15 protein-coding genes are annotated in these 15,514 nt (G+C 72.7%); 1 reads left to right on the forward strand and 14 read right to left on the reverse strand.

The genetic code is table 11. The features are described 5' to 3' along the window. Positions 1 to 41: 41 nt before the first annotated feature. The 7 genes from ACOGI9_RS08415 to alr form a co-directional block, all read right to left on the reverse strand. Complete coding sequence (locus ACOGI9_RS08415; RefSeq protein ID WP_419856700.1) at positions 42 to 2,387, reverse strand: DNA internalization-related competence protein ComEC/Rec2; 2,346 nt, start codon at positions 2,385 to 2,387, stop codon at positions 42 to 44. A 115-nt stretch (positions 2,388 to 2,502) separates the two neighbouring features. Next, the gene (locus ACOGI9_RS08420) at positions 2,503 to 2,868 is read right to left on the reverse strand and encodes a hypothetical protein (protein ID WP_419856701.1); all 366 of its coding nucleotides are present in this window, start codon (positions 2,866 to 2,868) and stop codon (positions 2,503 to 2,505) included. Further along, positions 2,868 to 4,259: a tRNA (N6-isopentenyl adenosine(37)-C2)-methylthiotransferase MiaB gene (miaB, locus tag ACOGI9_RS08425; RefSeq protein ID WP_419856702.1), complete on the reverse strand. Its 1,392-nt coding sequence runs from the start codon at positions 4,257 to 4,259 to the stop codon at positions 2,868 to 2,870. Before miaB ends, ACOGI9_RS08420 begins: the two co-directional genes overlap by 1 nt. Before the next feature lie 7 nt (positions 4,260 to 4,266). After that, the gene (locus ACOGI9_RS08430; RefSeq protein ID WP_419856703.1) at positions 4,267 to 5,460 is read right to left on the reverse strand and encodes a hypothetical protein; all 1,194 of its coding nucleotides are present in this window, start codon (positions 5,458 to 5,460) and stop codon (positions 4,267 to 4,269) included. Then, entirely contained in the window at positions 5,460 to 6,692 is a 1,233-nt protein-coding gene (locus ACOGI9_RS08435; RefSeq protein WP_419856704.1) for a hypothetical protein, read from the reverse strand. Before ACOGI9_RS08435 ends, ACOGI9_RS08430 begins: the two co-directional genes overlap by 1 nt. Beyond that, on the reverse strand, positions 6,689 to 7,135 hold the full coding sequence (gene cdd / locus ACOGI9_RS08440; protein WP_419856705.1) for a cytidine deaminase: 447 nt from the start codon (positions 7,133 to 7,135) through the stop codon (positions 6,689 to 6,691). The genes ACOGI9_RS08435 and cdd overlap by 4 nt, the downstream gene beginning before the upstream one ends. Continuing rightward, positions 7,132 to 8,304 (reverse strand): alanine racemase, encoded by a 1,173-nt coding sequence (gene alr, locus ACOGI9_RS08445; protein ID WP_419856706.1) that lies wholly within the window; start codon positions 8,302 to 8,304, stop codon positions 7,132 to 7,134. The genes cdd and alr overlap by 4 nt, the downstream gene beginning before the upstream one ends. Before the next feature lie 66 nt (positions 8,305 to 8,370). Here alr and mazG point away from each other — a divergent pair, with 66 nt between their 5' ends. Then, positions 8,371 to 9,222: a nucleoside triphosphate pyrophosphohydrolase gene (gene mazG, locus ACOGI9_RS08450; protein WP_419856707.1), complete on the forward strand. Its 852-nt coding sequence runs from the start codon at positions 8,371 to 8,373 to the stop codon at positions 9,220 to 9,222. A gap of 39 nt (positions 9,223 to 9,261) precedes the next feature. Here mazG and ACOGI9_RS08455 read toward each other — a convergent pair whose 3' ends face one another. The 7 genes from ACOGI9_RS08455 to ACOGI9_RS08485 form a co-directional block, all read right to left on the reverse strand. Beyond that, a complete protein-coding gene (locus tag ACOGI9_RS08455; RefSeq protein ID WP_419856708.1) occupies positions 9,262 to 10,002 on the reverse strand; it encodes a gamma-glutamylcyclotransferase family protein in 741 nt (246 codons plus the stop codon). After that, positions 9,999 to 10,913 (reverse strand): alpha/beta fold hydrolase, encoded by a 915-nt coding sequence (locus tag ACOGI9_RS08460; protein WP_419856709.1) that lies wholly within the window; start codon positions 10,911 to 10,913, stop codon positions 9,999 to 10,001. The genes ACOGI9_RS08455 and ACOGI9_RS08460 overlap by 4 nt, the downstream gene beginning before the upstream one ends. Positions 10,914 to 10,963: 50 nt before the next feature. Continuing rightward, positions 10,964 to 11,434 (reverse strand): MOSC domain-containing protein, encoded by a 471-nt coding sequence (locus tag ACOGI9_RS08465; RefSeq protein ID WP_419856710.1) that lies wholly within the window; start codon positions 11,432 to 11,434, stop codon positions 10,964 to 10,966. Beyond that, a complete protein-coding gene (locus tag ACOGI9_RS08470; RefSeq protein ID WP_419856711.1) occupies positions 11,427 to 12,128 on the reverse strand; it encodes a hypothetical protein in 702 nt (233 codons plus the stop codon). The genes ACOGI9_RS08465 and ACOGI9_RS08470 overlap by 8 nt, the downstream gene beginning before the upstream one ends. Before the next feature lie 63 nt (positions 12,129 to 12,191). Next, entirely contained in the window at positions 12,192 to 13,031 is an 840-nt protein-coding gene (locus ACOGI9_RS08475) for a metallophosphoesterase (protein WP_419856712.1), read from the reverse strand. A gap of 35 nt (positions 13,032 to 13,066) precedes the next feature. Next, the gene (locus ACOGI9_RS08480; protein ID WP_419856713.1) at positions 13,067 to 14,860 is read right to left on the reverse strand and encodes a DUF885 domain-containing protein; all 1,794 of its coding nucleotides are present in this window, start codon (positions 14,858 to 14,860) and stop codon (positions 13,067 to 13,069) included. Beyond that, positions 14,857 to 15,513 carry a hypothetical protein gene (locus ACOGI9_RS08485; RefSeq protein WP_419856714.1) on the reverse strand — a complete coding sequence of 219 codons (657 nt, stop codon included), beginning with the start codon at positions 15,511 to 15,513 and terminating at the stop codon, positions 14,857 to 14,859. Before ACOGI9_RS08485 ends, ACOGI9_RS08480 begins: the two co-directional genes overlap by 4 nt. Position 15,514 lies beyond the last annotated feature (1 nt).

Here is a 15,514-nt window from a genome sequence, read left to right on the forward strand (position 1 = left end):
GGGGGGTGGGCTGAGAGGTTACCGGGGGGCGGTTTTTCGCGTCAAGGCGGGTCCGCGATCCTCCAGCCGCGCGCGTCGACCTCGATGCACAGGGGGCCGGCGAGATCGGTCCGCCACACCCGCGACACCCGGGCGGAGTCGAGTCGCGCCAGCGTCACGGCGTGCGGGTGCCCGTGCCGGTTCCCTCGCCCCGCCGAGATCACGGCGATGTCAGGGTCCGTCGCCTCCAGCCACTCGACGGAACTGGAGGTCCGGCTGCCGTGGTGGCCGAGCTTGAGGAGGTCCGCCTCCGGCCGACGCGGCGTGAGGCGCTCCAGGATCTCGCGTTCGACGTCGACGCCTGCGTCGCCCGTGTTCACGTAGCGGAAGCCGCCGATCGTGAGACGGAACGAGAGGGAGCCCTCGTTCGCGTCCGAGCCGGCCGGGCCGTGGGGCCACAGAATCTCGAGTTCGACATCGTCGATGCGGAGGCGGTCTCCGGCGCGGGGCGCGTGCCAGGACGCGCCCTCCTCCTGAAGCCGTTCGAGGAAGGCCAGGTAGGAGGCGCTGGGTTCCGGGACGCCCGGATCGAATACGCGGCGGACCCGGAAGGCCTCGAACACCGCCGCGGCGCCGCCGAAGTGGTCGAGGTGGGGATGGGAGATCGCGAGCAGCTCCACGGTCCGGGCGCCCTTGCCGCGCAGGAAGGGCACGACGACGCGGCTTCCCGCGTCGGCCATCGGCGGGCCGGATGCCGTGCCGGCCGTCGCGAAAGCCGAGCCCGGGCCCGCGTCGAAGACGAGCCATCGGCCGGCGCCGGTCCGCACGACGGCGGCGTCGCCCTGCCCCACGGCGAGGGTGCAGACGAGCGCCGTGCCCCGGTCGAGGCCGGCCCGGACGAGGGGCCAGGCGACGGTGAGTGCGAGCACGGCGCCGACCGAGAGGAGGCCGAGGCCGCGCCGGGCGCGCGTCCGGTCGAACGCGAGGGCGCCGAGCGCGGCCGCGACCGCCCACGCGCGGGGGCCGAGGCCGGGGCCCGTCCAGCTCAGCGGGAGCCCCGCGAAGAAGGCCGCGATCGCCGCGAGGCCGGCGAGCGCCGTGTCCGCGGCGCCGGCGAACAGCATCCACAGACCCCAGGGCAGGATCAGCGTGAGCGCGAGGGCGGGAAGCGCGAGGCTCACGACCGCGCCCGCCACCACGCTCGCCGGGATCGAGGCGATGACGATGCGGTCGAAGTGGAAGGCCGCGATGGGCGCGGTGACGAGGAACGCGCCGCAGCTCACGGCGAGCGCCCGCCCGATGCCGCGCAGGCGTCGAGAGGAGAGCGGACGCGGCAGCGGGGCGCGACCCCCGAGCACGACGCCCGTGAACCCGGCGAACGAGAGCTGAAAGCCCACGTCCGTGACGATGAGCGGGTCGGCCAGGATGGCGAGCATCGCCGCGAGCGCCGCGAGGTCGCCGATGCGGGCGGGGCGGGCCCGGCGGAAAGCGAGCGCCCAGCCCCAGAACATCAGCGCCGCCCGCACGGCCGACGGGGGCGCACCGATGAGGCACACGTACGCGCTCGTGCAGGCGGCGGCGTAGAGGAGCCGGCGGGGACCGCGCACGCGCAGGCCGATGAGCCAGGAGAGCGAGGCGCCGATGAGGCCGACGTGGAGCCCGGAGATCGCGAGCAGGTGGATGATCCCGGCCCCGACGAACGCCTCTCTCGTCGCGGGGTCGAGGGTGCTGCGGTCGGCGAGCAGCAGGGCCCTGCCGATGGCCCGGTGCTCGGGGGCAAGCCGGGCGTCGAGCCGGGCCAGCAGCCCGGCGCGCCATTCGATGATCCAGCGGCCGGGGCCGCGCGGGCCCACCGCGTGCGCGGGGACATCCAGCGGCTCCAGCGTCGCGCCGCCGATCCAGCCCAGCGTCGCGGGCGGACGGGGCAGCCGGGCCCGTCCCGCATCCGGGTCCGTCCCGCCCGCCGTGCGCCACGTGCCCCGGGCGAGCACCGCCGCGCCCGCCTCCCGCCCCGCTCCGGGCCGCACGAAGGCGCGCACCGCGTCCAGGCGGCAAATCCGCCCCCCCGAGACGATGCGGACGTCGCGGATCGACACCCGGACCGGGCCAGCACCCCGGCCCGCCTGCCGCGCCGGCACCGCGTCGGCGAGCGTGCCGACCGCCACCGCCGGCGCCCCCGCCTCGAGCGTGGCGACGCAGGCCCCCCGCGCCGCCACCCCGACCGGCAGACCCGCCAGCAGCCCGGCCACGGCGGCGAGCGCCAACGAGAGGCCCACCGTGGCGCGCGGCGCGCCGACGCCGGCCCGCAGCGCGGCCCGGCCGACGATGACGCAGAGGAGCCCCGCCGCGAGCGCCGCGGGCGTATGAAGGGAGACGCCGTCGGCCCGGGCGAGCGCGAGCCCGGCCACATCCCCGGCGGCGAGCGCCAGGGCCGTCAGAAGCAGGGGCGACAGCGAGTGGGACGTCGATCAGCCTCCGGGCGCAGGGTACACCCCTACGCTCGGAGAGGGCGTCAACCGTCCATCAAAGGAGGGGACTCGGCTCCGATCGCTCCGGCGGGTCGGCGGGCTGCGCGGCGGCCGGGGGCTCCACGTCGGCCGGCGACTCCACCTCGGGCGGGAACTCCGCCGCGACCGGCGGCTCGTACGCGCGGCGCGCCGACGCCGCCCGGTCCGCCAGGCGCCGGGCCCGGCGCTCGGCCCGCCACGCGAGCAGGCCCGAGAGGCCCATCCCCCCGAGGATGCAGGCGAAGACGACGAGCGGGAGCGGTGCGCGAATGCGGAGGAAGGGCAGCACGACGTTGACGATTTCGCTCCCGTTCCGCACCGAAAACCAGAACGCCGCGAGGATGACGACGACGAAGGCGAGGAGCCGCATCACGAAGCGCATCAGCAGGGCTGCCCCATGAAGGTCGCGCCGGTCGTCCCCGTGAGCCGCACCTGCGCGTACGTACCGATCCGACAGGGGTCTCCGGGGAAGGCGACGACCTTGTTCTGCTCCGTCCTGCCGAGCACGTCGCCCGGCGAGCGCGCGGAGCGCTCGATCAGCACCTCGCGCCGCGAACCCACCTCGGACTCGTTGATCTCGCGCTGGATCGCGCGGTGCTCGCCGATCAGGCGTTCCAGCCGCTCCGAACCCACCTCGTCCGGCACGAAATCCGGGGCCGGGAAGCGCGTGGCCGGCGTCCCTTCGCGCAGCGAGTACTTGTACAGGTAGGCGTCGTCGAATCGCACGTCCCGCATCAGCTCCAGCGTGGCCTCGAAGTCCGCCTCCGTCTCCCCGGGGAACCCGACGATCACATCCGTGGAGAGGGCGATGCCGGGCACCTCGCGGCGCGCGGTCTCGACCTTCTCGAGAAACCCTTCACTCGTGTAGCGCCGGACCATGCGCTTGAGGATGCGGTCGGAGCCCGATTGAACGGGAAGGTGGAGCTGGCGGCAGACCGTCGGCTCCCCCGCCATCACCTCGAGCAGTTCCGGCGTCACGTCGTTGGGATGGGGGGAGGTGAAACGGACGCGGCGGATGCCGTCCACGCGGCTCACCGCCCGCAGCAGCGTCGCGAAGTTCCAGTCTCCGGACTCGTACGAGTTCACGGTCTGTCCGAGGAGCACGACCTCGCTGAACCCGTCCTCCGCGGCGCGCCGGGTCTCGGCCAGCACCGCCTCGGGCGTCCGGTTCTTCTCGGGTCCCCTCACATAGGGCACGATGCAGAAGGTGCAGCGGTGGTCGCAGCCGCGCTGGACCGTGATCCACGCGCTCACGCCTTCCCGCCTCACGCTGTCCACGCCCTCGTAGTTCTCTTCCGCGTCGAGCCCGAGCAGCGTCTGTCCGCGCTCGATCGCGTTCGCCCGGATCGAACCGATGAGGTCCGGGAGGGCGCGGTAGGCATCCGGTCCGGCCACCAGGTCGACGCCCGCCGCCTCCTCGATGAGCCGCGGGCCCAGCCGCTGCGCCATGCACCCCGTCACGCCCAGCACGAGGCCGGCGTGCCGCTTGCGGTGGCGTTGCAGCTCGCCGATCCGGCCGCGGACGCGCTGTTCCGCGTGCTCGCGAATCGCGCAGGTGTTCACGAGGATCACATCGGCGCGCTCGGGCGCGTCCACGCTCACGTAGCCTTCGTCGACGAGCAGCCCCTCCATCAACTCGGTGTCGTTGATGTTCATCTGACACCCGTAGGTCTCGATGTAGACCCGCCCCCCGAGCGGGCGGGGGTCGCGGGGGCGGTCCGCGCCGGGCGTCGCGCCGGGCGTCTTCAGCGTGACGAGCTTCGTCCCCTCCATGGGCGGCTCAGCGCTGCCGGAGGGAAAAGGAGACGGTGACGCGCCGGAAGCTCTCCGCGAAGCCGGCCGCCGCGACGTCGCCGCGCGATCCGCTCTCGAAGGCGAGGTCGAATACGGCCAGTCCCTCCTGGAACTCCCAGCCGAAGCCGCCGGTGAAGGCGGACTCTTCGAGCGCTTCGGCGCCCCGGCTGAAGGGGAGGCCCGTCCGCCGCCATCCGGCCCGAACCGGCAACCTGCCGCCGAGCAGGGAGAGCGCGCCGTATTCGATCCCGCCGCCCAGCCAGGCGATGTCGTGCGACCGGAACGCGGAGCCGGCCGCCGCGGTACGCGACCCCACGGCCGACCACCCGGCCCGGCCGCCGCCGGCGGTGACGAGGAACTGGTCCGTCACGCGCACGCTGCCGCCGAGTTGGATCGAGGTCGGCAGATCGAACTCCGCCTCGGGTTCTTCCGCCGCTTCGGGGGTCGCGTACAGCGTTCCTCCCGTGCCGAGCGACACCCCCGCCACGACGCGGTCTCCCAGCTGAATCGACCCGCCCGCCCGGAAGCGCCAGGCTCGCCACGACAGCTCCCTCGCCCCCACGATGCCGCCGAGCGCGGGCGCTCCTCCGATCGGATCGTCGAACTTTCGGAAGAACGACTGCCGCAGCGAGCCGGTCAGCCGCTGCGCCGAGACCCCGAGGCCCAGCGGCCCCAGGCGACGCGCAAGCGACGCGTCGATCGTGCTGATCCCGCCGTTGTGTTCCCGCGTCTCCTCGTAGGGAACCGCGCCGTCGTTCAGCCGCAGCGTGTCCTGCAGGATGTTGGACCAGTCCTGATCGAACTCGCCGCCGAAGGCCAGGCTGAAGGCCCAGTCGTTGTAGGGGACGAGCGCGCGGATCGTGGTGAAGCGCCCGCGTCCCGTGTTGAGCGACGTGCCGCCGCCCTCGAGCGTCACGCCCTCGCTGGCCAGCGAGACGGAGAAGCCGGGTTCGGCGTGAAGGAGAAGGTCCGCCGGGTTCGTGACGCTGTACGATCCGCCGAGCAGGCCGGAGCCCGAACCGCCGAGCGCCGCCGACCGGCCATCCACCGGCGCGACGGGATAGCCGAGGCCGAGCGCCGTGAGCGGCGTCTGGGCGACGAGGGCGACGGGCGCAGCCGCCAGCGCCGCCAGCGCCAACCCGGCCCGGACCCATCCCCGGAACCCTCGGACGGTCGGCATCACGGCACCGTGAAGTCGGGCGCCGAACTGAACACGACGCGGATCCGCGGCCGGAGTTCCGGCGGCGATTCGGCGGAACCGAACTCCCAGTAGCCCAGCGCCTGCGCATCCGGATCCGCCCGGAAGCCGATCCGGATGCGCCTCAGCGAATCCTGGACGGCCTGCGCCATGAGGCGCGTGATGTCGAGGCGCACCGGCTCACCCTCGCGGAGTCTGGCAGGATCGAGCGTCGTCGTGGCCAGGTCCCCGCTCCCGATGGGCGTCTTTTCGCCCACCTCGAACGGGTCGCCGAGCAGACTCACCTTGCGGGCCTGGATCGTGCGCTCCGCCGCGTACAGATCTGGCGCGGCCAGCGGATACAGGATGACCTCGGCCTGGCTGACCGTCGCCCCCTCGAGTCCCGCTTCCCCGAGGAGGCCCGGAGGCACGAACTCGAAGTAGATGCGCGAGGCGGGGAGGCCGCCGACGCGAAGTGCCGTGCCCGTCGGCGGCGGCGGCGGATCCAGGATGAACGCGCGATCCTCCCAGAACTGGGACTGCGGCACCGGGATGCTGCGCCCGACCAGGGTCGGATCGTACCGGAGGACGATCTGCGTGACCCGGAGTTTCGTTTCGGGACCGTCCACCACGATGGCGAAGCCGTTGCCGCCGTCCTCCCGCTGCCACGCCTTCATCAGGGAGTCCTCCGCCACGGCCGGCCTCATGAGGACGGTATCCGAGGCCGCCTCCAGCACCGCCGACGCGATCTCGACTCCGAGGCTGCCCCCCGGCTCCGTCCACGGGATTCCGGGCGCCGCCTCCTGCCACGTCGCGCGATGAGGCTCGAAACGCTCCCCGAGTTCGACGAGCTTCACGGTGATCGGGAATTCCGTGAACTCCGAGCGGATCGTGTCCAGGCGGAGCTCGAACTCCACCTCCTCGAACATCGCGACCGGCAGCGTATCGACGAACGTCCGGACGGTGTCGGGGACGTTGAAGCGCGCAAGCCCGCGACTCGACAGGTCCGTCCCGGCCGAGACGTACACGAACGGCGCGGTGGAGGGCCGGGCGAAGCCGGTCAGCGTCGTGTCCCGCCAGGTCGACAGTTCGGAGACGGAGATCGTGACGTCGCGCGTCACCACGCCGGCGCCCGGCACATTCTCGGAGCCCAGGGAGAGCGGGTCCTCCGCGCAGGCGCCCAGCAGCAGCGGGAAGACCGTCACGACGAGCACCGCAAGTCGCCGTCCGTTCACGAGCCCGTCTCCGCCGGCGCGGCCATCCGCTCGAGCGAGAAGTTCGCGGGCAGCAGGTCGCGCAGCCGCCAGACGACGGACTCCCCGTTCGTTCCGACGCTCATGACCTCGAGTCCCCGGCCGAACTCGGCCAGCGCCTGGCGACACATGCCGCACGGCGGGGCCGGGACGGCGCCGCTCGTCACGATGGCGATGCGCGAGAAGGCGCGCGCCCCCGAAACGACCGCGTGCCCCAGGGCGACGCGTTCCGCGCACGTCCCGACGGGGTACGAGGCATTCTCCACGTTGCACCCGGCGAAGACCCGGCCGTCCTCCGCCTCGAGCGCCGCGCCGACGAGGAAACGGGAATACGGGGCGTACGCGCGCTCGCGGGCGGCCCTCGCCCGGTCGGCGAGATCTTCCCACGAGCGCGGCGCTCCGGCGGTCCCTCGAGTCTCGGTCATCGGCTTCCATTTCCGGCGTCGGCCCGCCCGCCCACGTAGTGTCGGGGCAGACGGCGTCCGATCGCCGTCAGCACTTCGTATTCGATCGTCCCGGCGGCCTTCGCGAAGTCCGCCAGCGCGACCTCCTCCCCTCCGTCACGGCCCAGAAGCGTAGCCACGTCCCCAGCTTCGACACGCGGCGCGCCGGAAACGTCTACCGACGTCACATCCATGCAGACACCGCCCCGGATCGGTACCCGGCTGCCGCCGATGAGCACCTGTCCACGGTTCGATAGACGCCACGGCAACCCATCCGCGTACCCCATCCCCAGAGTGGCGAGACGTTCGCCGCGCCTCGTCGTGTAGGTGGCCCCGTAGCTGACGGTCGAGCCCGGCGCCAGGTCACGGACTTCCAGCACCGTCGCGCGTACCCGCGCCACACTCTCCGGGTCCGCCAGGGCGCCCGCGGCGCCAGCCCCCCGCCGGCCCCCGTACAGGTAGATCCCCGGCCTGACGAGCCCCAGATGATACTGCGGATCCGTCATCACCGCATCGCTGTTCGCCGCGTGCAGGAAGGGGACCTCGACCCCCGCCTCCTCCAGGATCGATGCGGCCCGCCGCAAGCGGGTCAACTGAAGGGATGTGGCGGCGGGATCCGTTCCGGCGGAATGGAAATGCGTGTAGACGCTCGCCAGCGAGACGCCGCCGCGCGAGAGGATCGACGCGACCTCGGGCGCCCACCCGGCAGCCTCGGCCGCCGGGAGGCCCGCGCGTCCCATGCCGGTGTCGACTTCCAGATGGGCGGGGATCCGGGTGGACGCCGCCCGCGCACCGGCTTCGAGCTTCGCGAACGACGGCAGGCTCAGCGCCGCGCTCTCGAGCCGCGCCTCGAGGAGTTGGGAGATCTCGGTGGCGGCCGAGGGGGCGAAGACGATGATGCGGCGCTCGATCCCGCCCCGCCGGAGTTCGGCGCCCTCCGGCGGCGTCGCGACCCCGAAGGCGTAGGGCTCCAGCCGGTCCAGCGCGCGGGCGACCTCGATCGCGCCGAGGCCGTAGGCGTCCGCCTTGACCATGGGGACGAAGCGGGCGGGGGCCGCATGTTTCGCCACGCGCCGGGCGTTCCGCGACAGCGCGGCCAGATCGACCTCGAGCCACGCTCGGTACGGGGGATCTTCGCGGCTGCGGGTCAAGCGTCGCCGGGGGTTCGGGGGTCGGAATGCAGCGGCGTCCTGCCACGGGATGATACCTTCGCCGTCATGCAAGAGCCAACCGCCGCCGCCGACATCGAGACGCTTCACGCGGAGGAAGCGCGCGAAGGGGATGATGCCCTCGCCCGCGCCCTCGCGCTCGTCCGCTTCCTGCGCCTCCGCTGTCCCTGGGACGCGAAGCAGACGCCGCAGACGCTCCGTCCGTACCTCCTCGAGGAGGCGCACGAGGTCGCGGACGCGATCCGGGCCGGAGACGACGCCGGCCTGCGGGGGGAACTCGGCGACCTGCTCCTGAACGTCGCCTTCCAGATCGTGCTCGCCGAAGAGCGCGGGGCCTTCGCGGCCGCCGATGTCGTCGAAGCGCTGGAGGCGAAGATGGAGGCCCGCCACCCGCACGTGTACGGCGACGCGGACGCCCCGCCCGACTGGGAGTCGCTCAAGGCCGCGGAACGCGAGTCTCCGGACGACCCCTTCCACGGGGTCTCGGGGGGACTCGATCCGCTCAGCCGCGCGGCGCGCGTGCAGGAGCGGATGGCCGGGTTCGGGTTCGACTGGCCCGATCTCGCGGGACCCGTGGAAAAGGTGCGCGAAGAGACGGCGGAACTCGAGCGCGCGGCGGCCGAGGAGGCGTCCGGGTCTACCGCGCCGGCGGCGCCGCCCCGGATCGGGGAAGCGAGCCCGGAGGTCGTCGAGGAGGTCGGAGACCTGCTCTTCGCGGTGGTGAACGCCTCGCGGTGGGCCGGCGTGCACCCGGCCAATGCTCTCCTCGGCGCGGTCGAGAAATTCGAGCGCCGCTGCCGGCGCATGATCGAACGGGCCGAGAGCCGCGGCCTCGATTGGAAGAACGCGGACCTCGCGACGCTCGACGCCGTGTGGGAGGAAGTGAAAGCCGACGAATAGCCGCCCCGGCAGGCTCGCCGCCGCGGCGGCCGCAGCCGCTCAGGCGGGGTCGCGCTTGCGATCCGGCGCGCGGGCCGGGCGGGCGCGGGCCGTGAGTTGGTAGATGTTGCAGACCCGCCACACGGTCTCGCTTCCGGCCCCGGTCCCCGTCTTCTTCATCTCGACGGGGGCGAGGATCCGCCGGTAGGCCTCTCCCTCGAAGGCGTCGAGCCGGTCCCAGGCATCGGGAAGCCCGAGACTTTCCAGCACTTTCACCGTGACCCGGTCGCCGGAAGTTCCGGGGACGAAACCGGGATAGCCCTGTCGCGCCGCCCAGCCCCGGTCGTGCAGCGTGCCCTCCACCGTGCCTGCCACCCAGCGCCCGACGAGCGTGGCCACGTGGTGATGGTTGTTCTCGCCGGGGAGGAGGGACCCGTACACGGCGAGACGCCGCTCCGGGTGGTCGAGCAGGGCCTCGATCAGCCGTTCGAGGATCGGCTCGAGGTACTCGCGCAACGCCGCGGCGCCGGTCTCCAAGCCCGGTTCGGCCAGAAGCCCTTCGAGTTCCGCCAGCGCTCCCGCCGCGCCCGGCCGGCGGTCTTCGCCCGGCCGGCGGTCCTCGCTCGGCAGCCGGTCCTCGCCCGGCAGCGCGGCGGCAAGCTGCTCGAACCCCGACAGCAGGGCGCCGAGGCGGGCGGAACTGCGCTCGGGGGCGAGCCGCGCCTCGTTCAGACGGGAGAGGGCGCCCCGCAGGGGAGCCGGGTCGCGGATCGGGCCCGGCGCCGGGGCGTCCGCGGTCACGGCCCTTCCCGCGGCCGCTGCTGGAGGAACGCGTGCACGCCCGTCCAGAACAGCATCGGCTGCTCGATGAACGGGAAGTGTCCCGATCCGTCGACCCGAATCAGACGACTGTCCGGCAGGGCGTCGTTCATCGCCTGCACCATCTCGATGGGGATCGGATCCTGCGCGCCGTGCACGATGAGCACCGGAACCTCGATCGCGCCGAGGCGGTCCCAGAAGTCGAGCCCCTGGAGCGGCGCCATGAGCAGGCTCGCAACGAGCTGGCCCTGGCTCGCCGTCCTCTCGTGCAGGGAGAGGCGAAGCAGGCTGTCCGCCACGCCGGCGTCCGCGAACGTCCCGCGGAAGACGTGGAAGAAGACCTGGCTGAGGGCCCCCGCCTCGCGCGCCGCGAACTCCGGCGTCCCCCGAATCGAGTCGATGGCCGCGAGGTCGGCCGAATCCCGTCGGGCCAACTGGTTCTCATCGGTCTGTTCCCGGAACCGGCTGCCCGGTTCGACGGGCGCGACGAGGATGAGCGCCGCCAGCCGCTCCGGGCGCTCCATGGCGTAGAGGAGGGCCGGAATCGCGCCCCACGAGTGCGCGAGCAGCGTGACCTTCTCGCGTTGCGCGACGTGCTCCCGGATCCGGTCGATGTCCGTGAGGTAGCGCTCCATCGAGAGGCTCGCCGCGTTCACCACCGCCCGCGACGCCCCGAGGCCCCGCTGATCGTAGAAGACCACCTGGTGCGTCTCGGCCAGCGGTCCGAACCACGGCCGAAGGTAGGAGTGGTCGAGGCCCGGGCCGCCGTGCACGACGACGACGGGCTCTCCGGCCCCGACCGTCTGGTAGAAGAGTTCCGCCTCGAAGACGGAGAGCGAGCCCGCCCGGGTCGGCGGGCCCGCCTCGGAGGCGGGAGCGTCGCACCCCGCCATGGACGCCGTGAGGACGGCGAGGGCGACGACGACGGGCGCGCGGGGGCCGGTCAGGATTCCCAGGCCACCGCATCGCCGAGGGCGAGGGGGCCGCCCTCGAGCACCATCCCGTACGCGCCGCCGCGCCAGTCGGGCGCGAGCGCCGCCTTCAGCCCGGGCGCCGCGTCCTCCATGCGCGCACAGGGCAGCGTCTCGCCCCGTATGCGGATGCGGCAGCCCGCGATCCGCAGCACCCGGTTCGCCGTCTCGGAGAAGTCGACGCCCCGCACGAGCAGGTTGGCCCGGCGGGCATCCGGGGCCAGGTCGACGCCGACTTCCCGCGTCGCCGTCTCCCAGGCGTCCGCGTCGAGGAGCGTCACCTGCCGGTAGCCGCCGCGGTCGACGTTCCCCTCCAGCCCCTTCCCCGCGACGAGGGTGGCTTCCGGCACCGGCTCCATGGGGCCCTTCCGCGCCGACTTGAGCCAGATCGCCTCGAGCCGCGCCGGGCCGGAGCCCGCGGACCCCGCGTCGGATTCAGCCATCGGTCACCTCCAGCGAGGAGAAGTGCAGGTTGAGGCCGTGGTTGACCCTCAGCCCCACGACGCCGTCGACGTGCTGCCCCGCTCTCGCCGTCCGGAACACCTCCTGCTCGTTCACGCCGAAGATCACGTCCTCCCCCTCGGCCTCCACGAAGAGGACGTTCTTCGCCGTCGCCGCGTCCTCGCCCCGCGCCGCCCAGGTGACGACCGCCTCGTGCTTCGTCCAGTCGAGGAGCGTGGACGTCTCGCCGCCGTCCCGGCGCTTCACGATCACGCTCCCGTCCGCCCGGATGAGGAGGTAGGTGTAGACCTGGCTGTCTCCCTCCAGATCCGCGCCGCCGATGAAGACGCCGTACCCTTCGTTCCGTCCTTCGGGGTCGAACAGGAAGACGGTCGACTCGACGCGAAAGTCGCCGTCGGCCCGGGTCTCGGGATCGTAGAAGATGCCGGCCGGCCCCGTGGTGACGTGCCAGCCGGGCGGCATCTCCTGGAGGGCTTCCACCCCGTCCCCCCCGTGGTCGGTGCGGGCGAGCCAGCCCTCGGGCGGCGGCAGCTTGTCTTCCTGCGCGGCGGCGGCGAGGGGGAGCAGGAACAGGCCCGCGGTGGCCAGGCTCGCGATGGCGAGGCGCCGCACGGCACCCGCGACGTGCTCCCGGCGGGAGCGCAGGTTCGAAGGAGACGGCATGTTCGGTGTCACTCCGATTTCAGGTCCGGTTCGAGGTTCCAACGGCGGGCGGGCAGCCCGTGGGCGGCATGATAGTCACTCCGGCGGCGACTCGCAGGATTCGCAGCGCGTGAGCCGGAGCGCGACGACTTCGGGCGGCACGAGGAAGCGCACGCCGAGCCGGCTCGTCCCCACGCCGGTCGTCACGAAGAGGTGTCGTCCGTCCTCCACCACGTGACCCGCCGCGTACCGATCCCCGAACCGGGAGGGGGTGATTCCGGGACCCACGAACGGGATGAGCACCTGCCCGCCGTGCGTGTGCCCCGCCAGCGTCAGGGAGGCCCGCGGCGGCACCTCGGGGAAGATGTCCGGGTTGTGCGTGACGACGATCACGGGCTCCCCGGGCCGGGCCCCGTCGAGGGCATCGTCGATCGACGGGTGGCCCGTCCAGAAGTCCGCCACGCCCGCGATCCAGACGTCGTGGTCCCGCACGCGCGCCCGCCGGCCCCGGTTGTCGAGCACGGTGATGCCCGCACCGGAGAGCGCCTTTTCCACGCGCTCGGCGGACAGCCAGCGGTCGTGGTTGCCGAGCACCGCGAACACGCCGTAGCGGGCATCGAGGGCGGCGAGGTCCTCGGCGATCTCCTCGGGCGGCACGAAGCGGCCGCCCACGACGTTGTCGATCGTCAGGTCGCCGGCGATGAGAACCAGGTCCGGGAGCGTCTCGTTCACCCGGCGCACGACGCGGCGCAGGTTGTCCCGGCCGTTTCGGGGCGAGCCCACGTGGAGGTCGGCGATGAGCGCGATGCGGGTCTCCTCCCCCTCGGGCCACCCCGGCACCTCGAGGTCGGCCCGGCGGAGAACCAGTCGGCCCGGCTCCCACCAGAATGCCCACGCGGCGAGCAGGACCGCGGTCGCGAGGAGGAGGAGAAGCATCCAGCCCGTCCAGCCGGGGCGCGATCGCCGCAGCGCTATGGTCCGTCGCCCCCGGACCCGCTCAAGCCGATCCACGCATCGACCTGCCCTTCGAGCACGACCATGGGCACGGACCCGGTCCGGAGCACGACATCGTGGAAGCCGCGGAGGTCGAACCCGTCGCCGAGCGCATCCTCGGCCCGGGCCCGCAGCTCGAGCAGCTTCCGCTTCCCCATCTGGTAGGCGAGCGCCTGCCCGGGCAGGTCCGTGGAATAGCGCAGCGACTCCGTCGCGATCTGGGTCTCCGATTCGAGCGTGTTCTCGCGCATGAACCGCCGCGCCTCCTCTCGCGTCCAGTCGAAGTAGTTCATCCCCGGATCCACCACGAGCCGCGTCGCGAGGAAGCTCTCCAGGATGTAGAAGCCGTACTCGCTGTACAGATCCTCGTACACGCCCGCCTCGAACCCGAGGTGGGACGCGTAGGAGCCCCATCCCTCGGTGTACGCGGTGTACGAGGTGTTGCGCCGATAGTCCGGCAGGGTCTCGCTCTCGCGCTGGCCCGCGATCTGGAAGTGGTGGCCGGGGATCAGCTCGTGGAGCGAGATCGACGCGAGCCCGAGCCAGCTCCGCTGATCCAGGTTCGAGCCGTTGTAGTAGTAGATGCCGGTCGGTTCGGCCGCGGTGGGCGCGGAGTAGTAGCCGTACGTCATCGCCGGCTCGAGTTCGGGCGCCAGCCGCCTCGCATCCCACGGGGCTTCGGGGACGCCGAGGAAGTAGGCGTCGATGCGCTCGAGCATCCGGGTCGACGAGGCCAGCAGGCGCTCGCGTACCTCTTCCTGGGACGCCGGGAAATAGCGCGGGTCCGTCTTCAGGTGTTCGTGGAATTCCTCCGCGCTCCCCTCCCAGCCCAGGCGGTCGCGGATCTCGGCCATGCGTGCGCGAAACTCGGCGAGGAGTTCGTGTCCGGCCGCCTGCACCTCCTCCGGCGTGACCTCCATCGTCGTGTGGAGGCGGGTCAGGTAGAGGTAGTACTCGCGACCTTCGGGATACTGCGAGAGGCCGACCCCGGCCGGCGCGCGCGCCGCGTAGGGCCCTTCGAGGAAGGCGGCGAGTTCCTCGAGCGCCGGGTTGATGGAATCGCGCACGATGTCGCCGATGCGGGCCCTCGCCTCCGCGACGCGGGCGGGGTCCAGCCCGGAGGCGCGACCCGCGGGGAGCGCGAACGGACCGTCCTCCGCTTCGCCCGCCGTCGCCCGCACGAGCTGGACGACCGGCGCGAGGTTCTGGCTCGACACGATGAAGTCGCGCTCGAACTGCCCCCGCACGTAGTCCTCGAGGCCCCGTACATGGGACGGCACCTGCTCCACGAGCGCCACGAAACGGTCGAGATCCTCGTCATCCTCGAGCGGGAGGAGCGGGAAGATCTGGCTGTAGCTGCGGAGGACGCTCGAATACGGGGTGAGGACGCTCCGGAGCCAGAAGTACCGGTGCCCCTCGACGGCCATCTCCGCCTGCCAGACCAGGGTTTCCAGCGTGACGCGCTCATCGGCCGAGAGCGCCGCCGCGTCGATGGCGAGGGCGCGCTCGAGCTGCCGCTGGGAGAACGCCGCCCGCTCCTCCGCCGCCTCGTAGTCGAGCGCGGGGAGCCGCTCCACGTCCACCCCCTCGCGCAGGCGGACGAAGGGATTCGTCTCCAGATCCCGGACCCAAGCCGAGTCCAGCAGCGCCGCCAGTTGCGCCGAAGCACCCGCGGACCGGCCCTCTCCCCCGCGCTCGTCGACGGGGGCACCGCAAGCGGCCGTCCAAACGACCAGGAAGATCGAGACGGTGAGTGGGGGCCGGACTCTCATCGATCCCGATCCTCTCTGACGAGCGCCGTGCTGTCCGTCTCCCCCTTCGGCTCTTCCTCGCGGGGGCCGAAGCGGATAAGGAGGCCGCCGATGGCCGAGGTTAGGATCCAGCAGAGCAGGGTCAACGCGAACCCCTCGGGCCCGAGCCCGGCCGCAATGATCAGCGTCGACACGAACCAGAGGGTGAAGTTCTGGAGCTGGAAGTCGAGCTGGCTGCCGCGCTTCATGGCCTGCACGGCGCGCAGTATGAGATAGATCGCCGTGGCGCCGGATCCCGCGATGGCGCCCTCCAGACCGCCCGCGAAGAGGAATCCGAAGGCTACGCCGACGGCCCCGCCCGCGATGATGCGTCCGGGAGAGGGGGAGGCGGGGTTGCCGGCGCGCGTCGTGGGGACCGCCGGCGGTGGCGGCGCGGGAGCCGGAACCGGCATCTGCTCCGTGACCAGTTCCGCGATCGCGGTCCTCGTCGCGCGCGGGTCGATCCCGGCCTCGCCGGCGATGCGCTCCAGTTCCTCGACGGTCATCGAATCGCCCCTGGCGTCGATCTCGGCCGCCCGCTTCAGGATCTGCGAGACCTGGGCGGCGGTGAGCGTCGCGGGAGGGTCGCGGGCGGGCGGTTGGTGGGGGGCGGACGGCTCGGTCATGTCGCTCATG

It is taken from the genome of Candidatus Palauibacter irciniicola (genome assembly GCF_965208695.1).
GTDB classification, from domain to species: Bacteria; Gemmatimonadota; Gemmatimonadetes; order Palauibacterales; family Palauibacteraceae; genus Palauibacter; species Palauibacter irciniicola.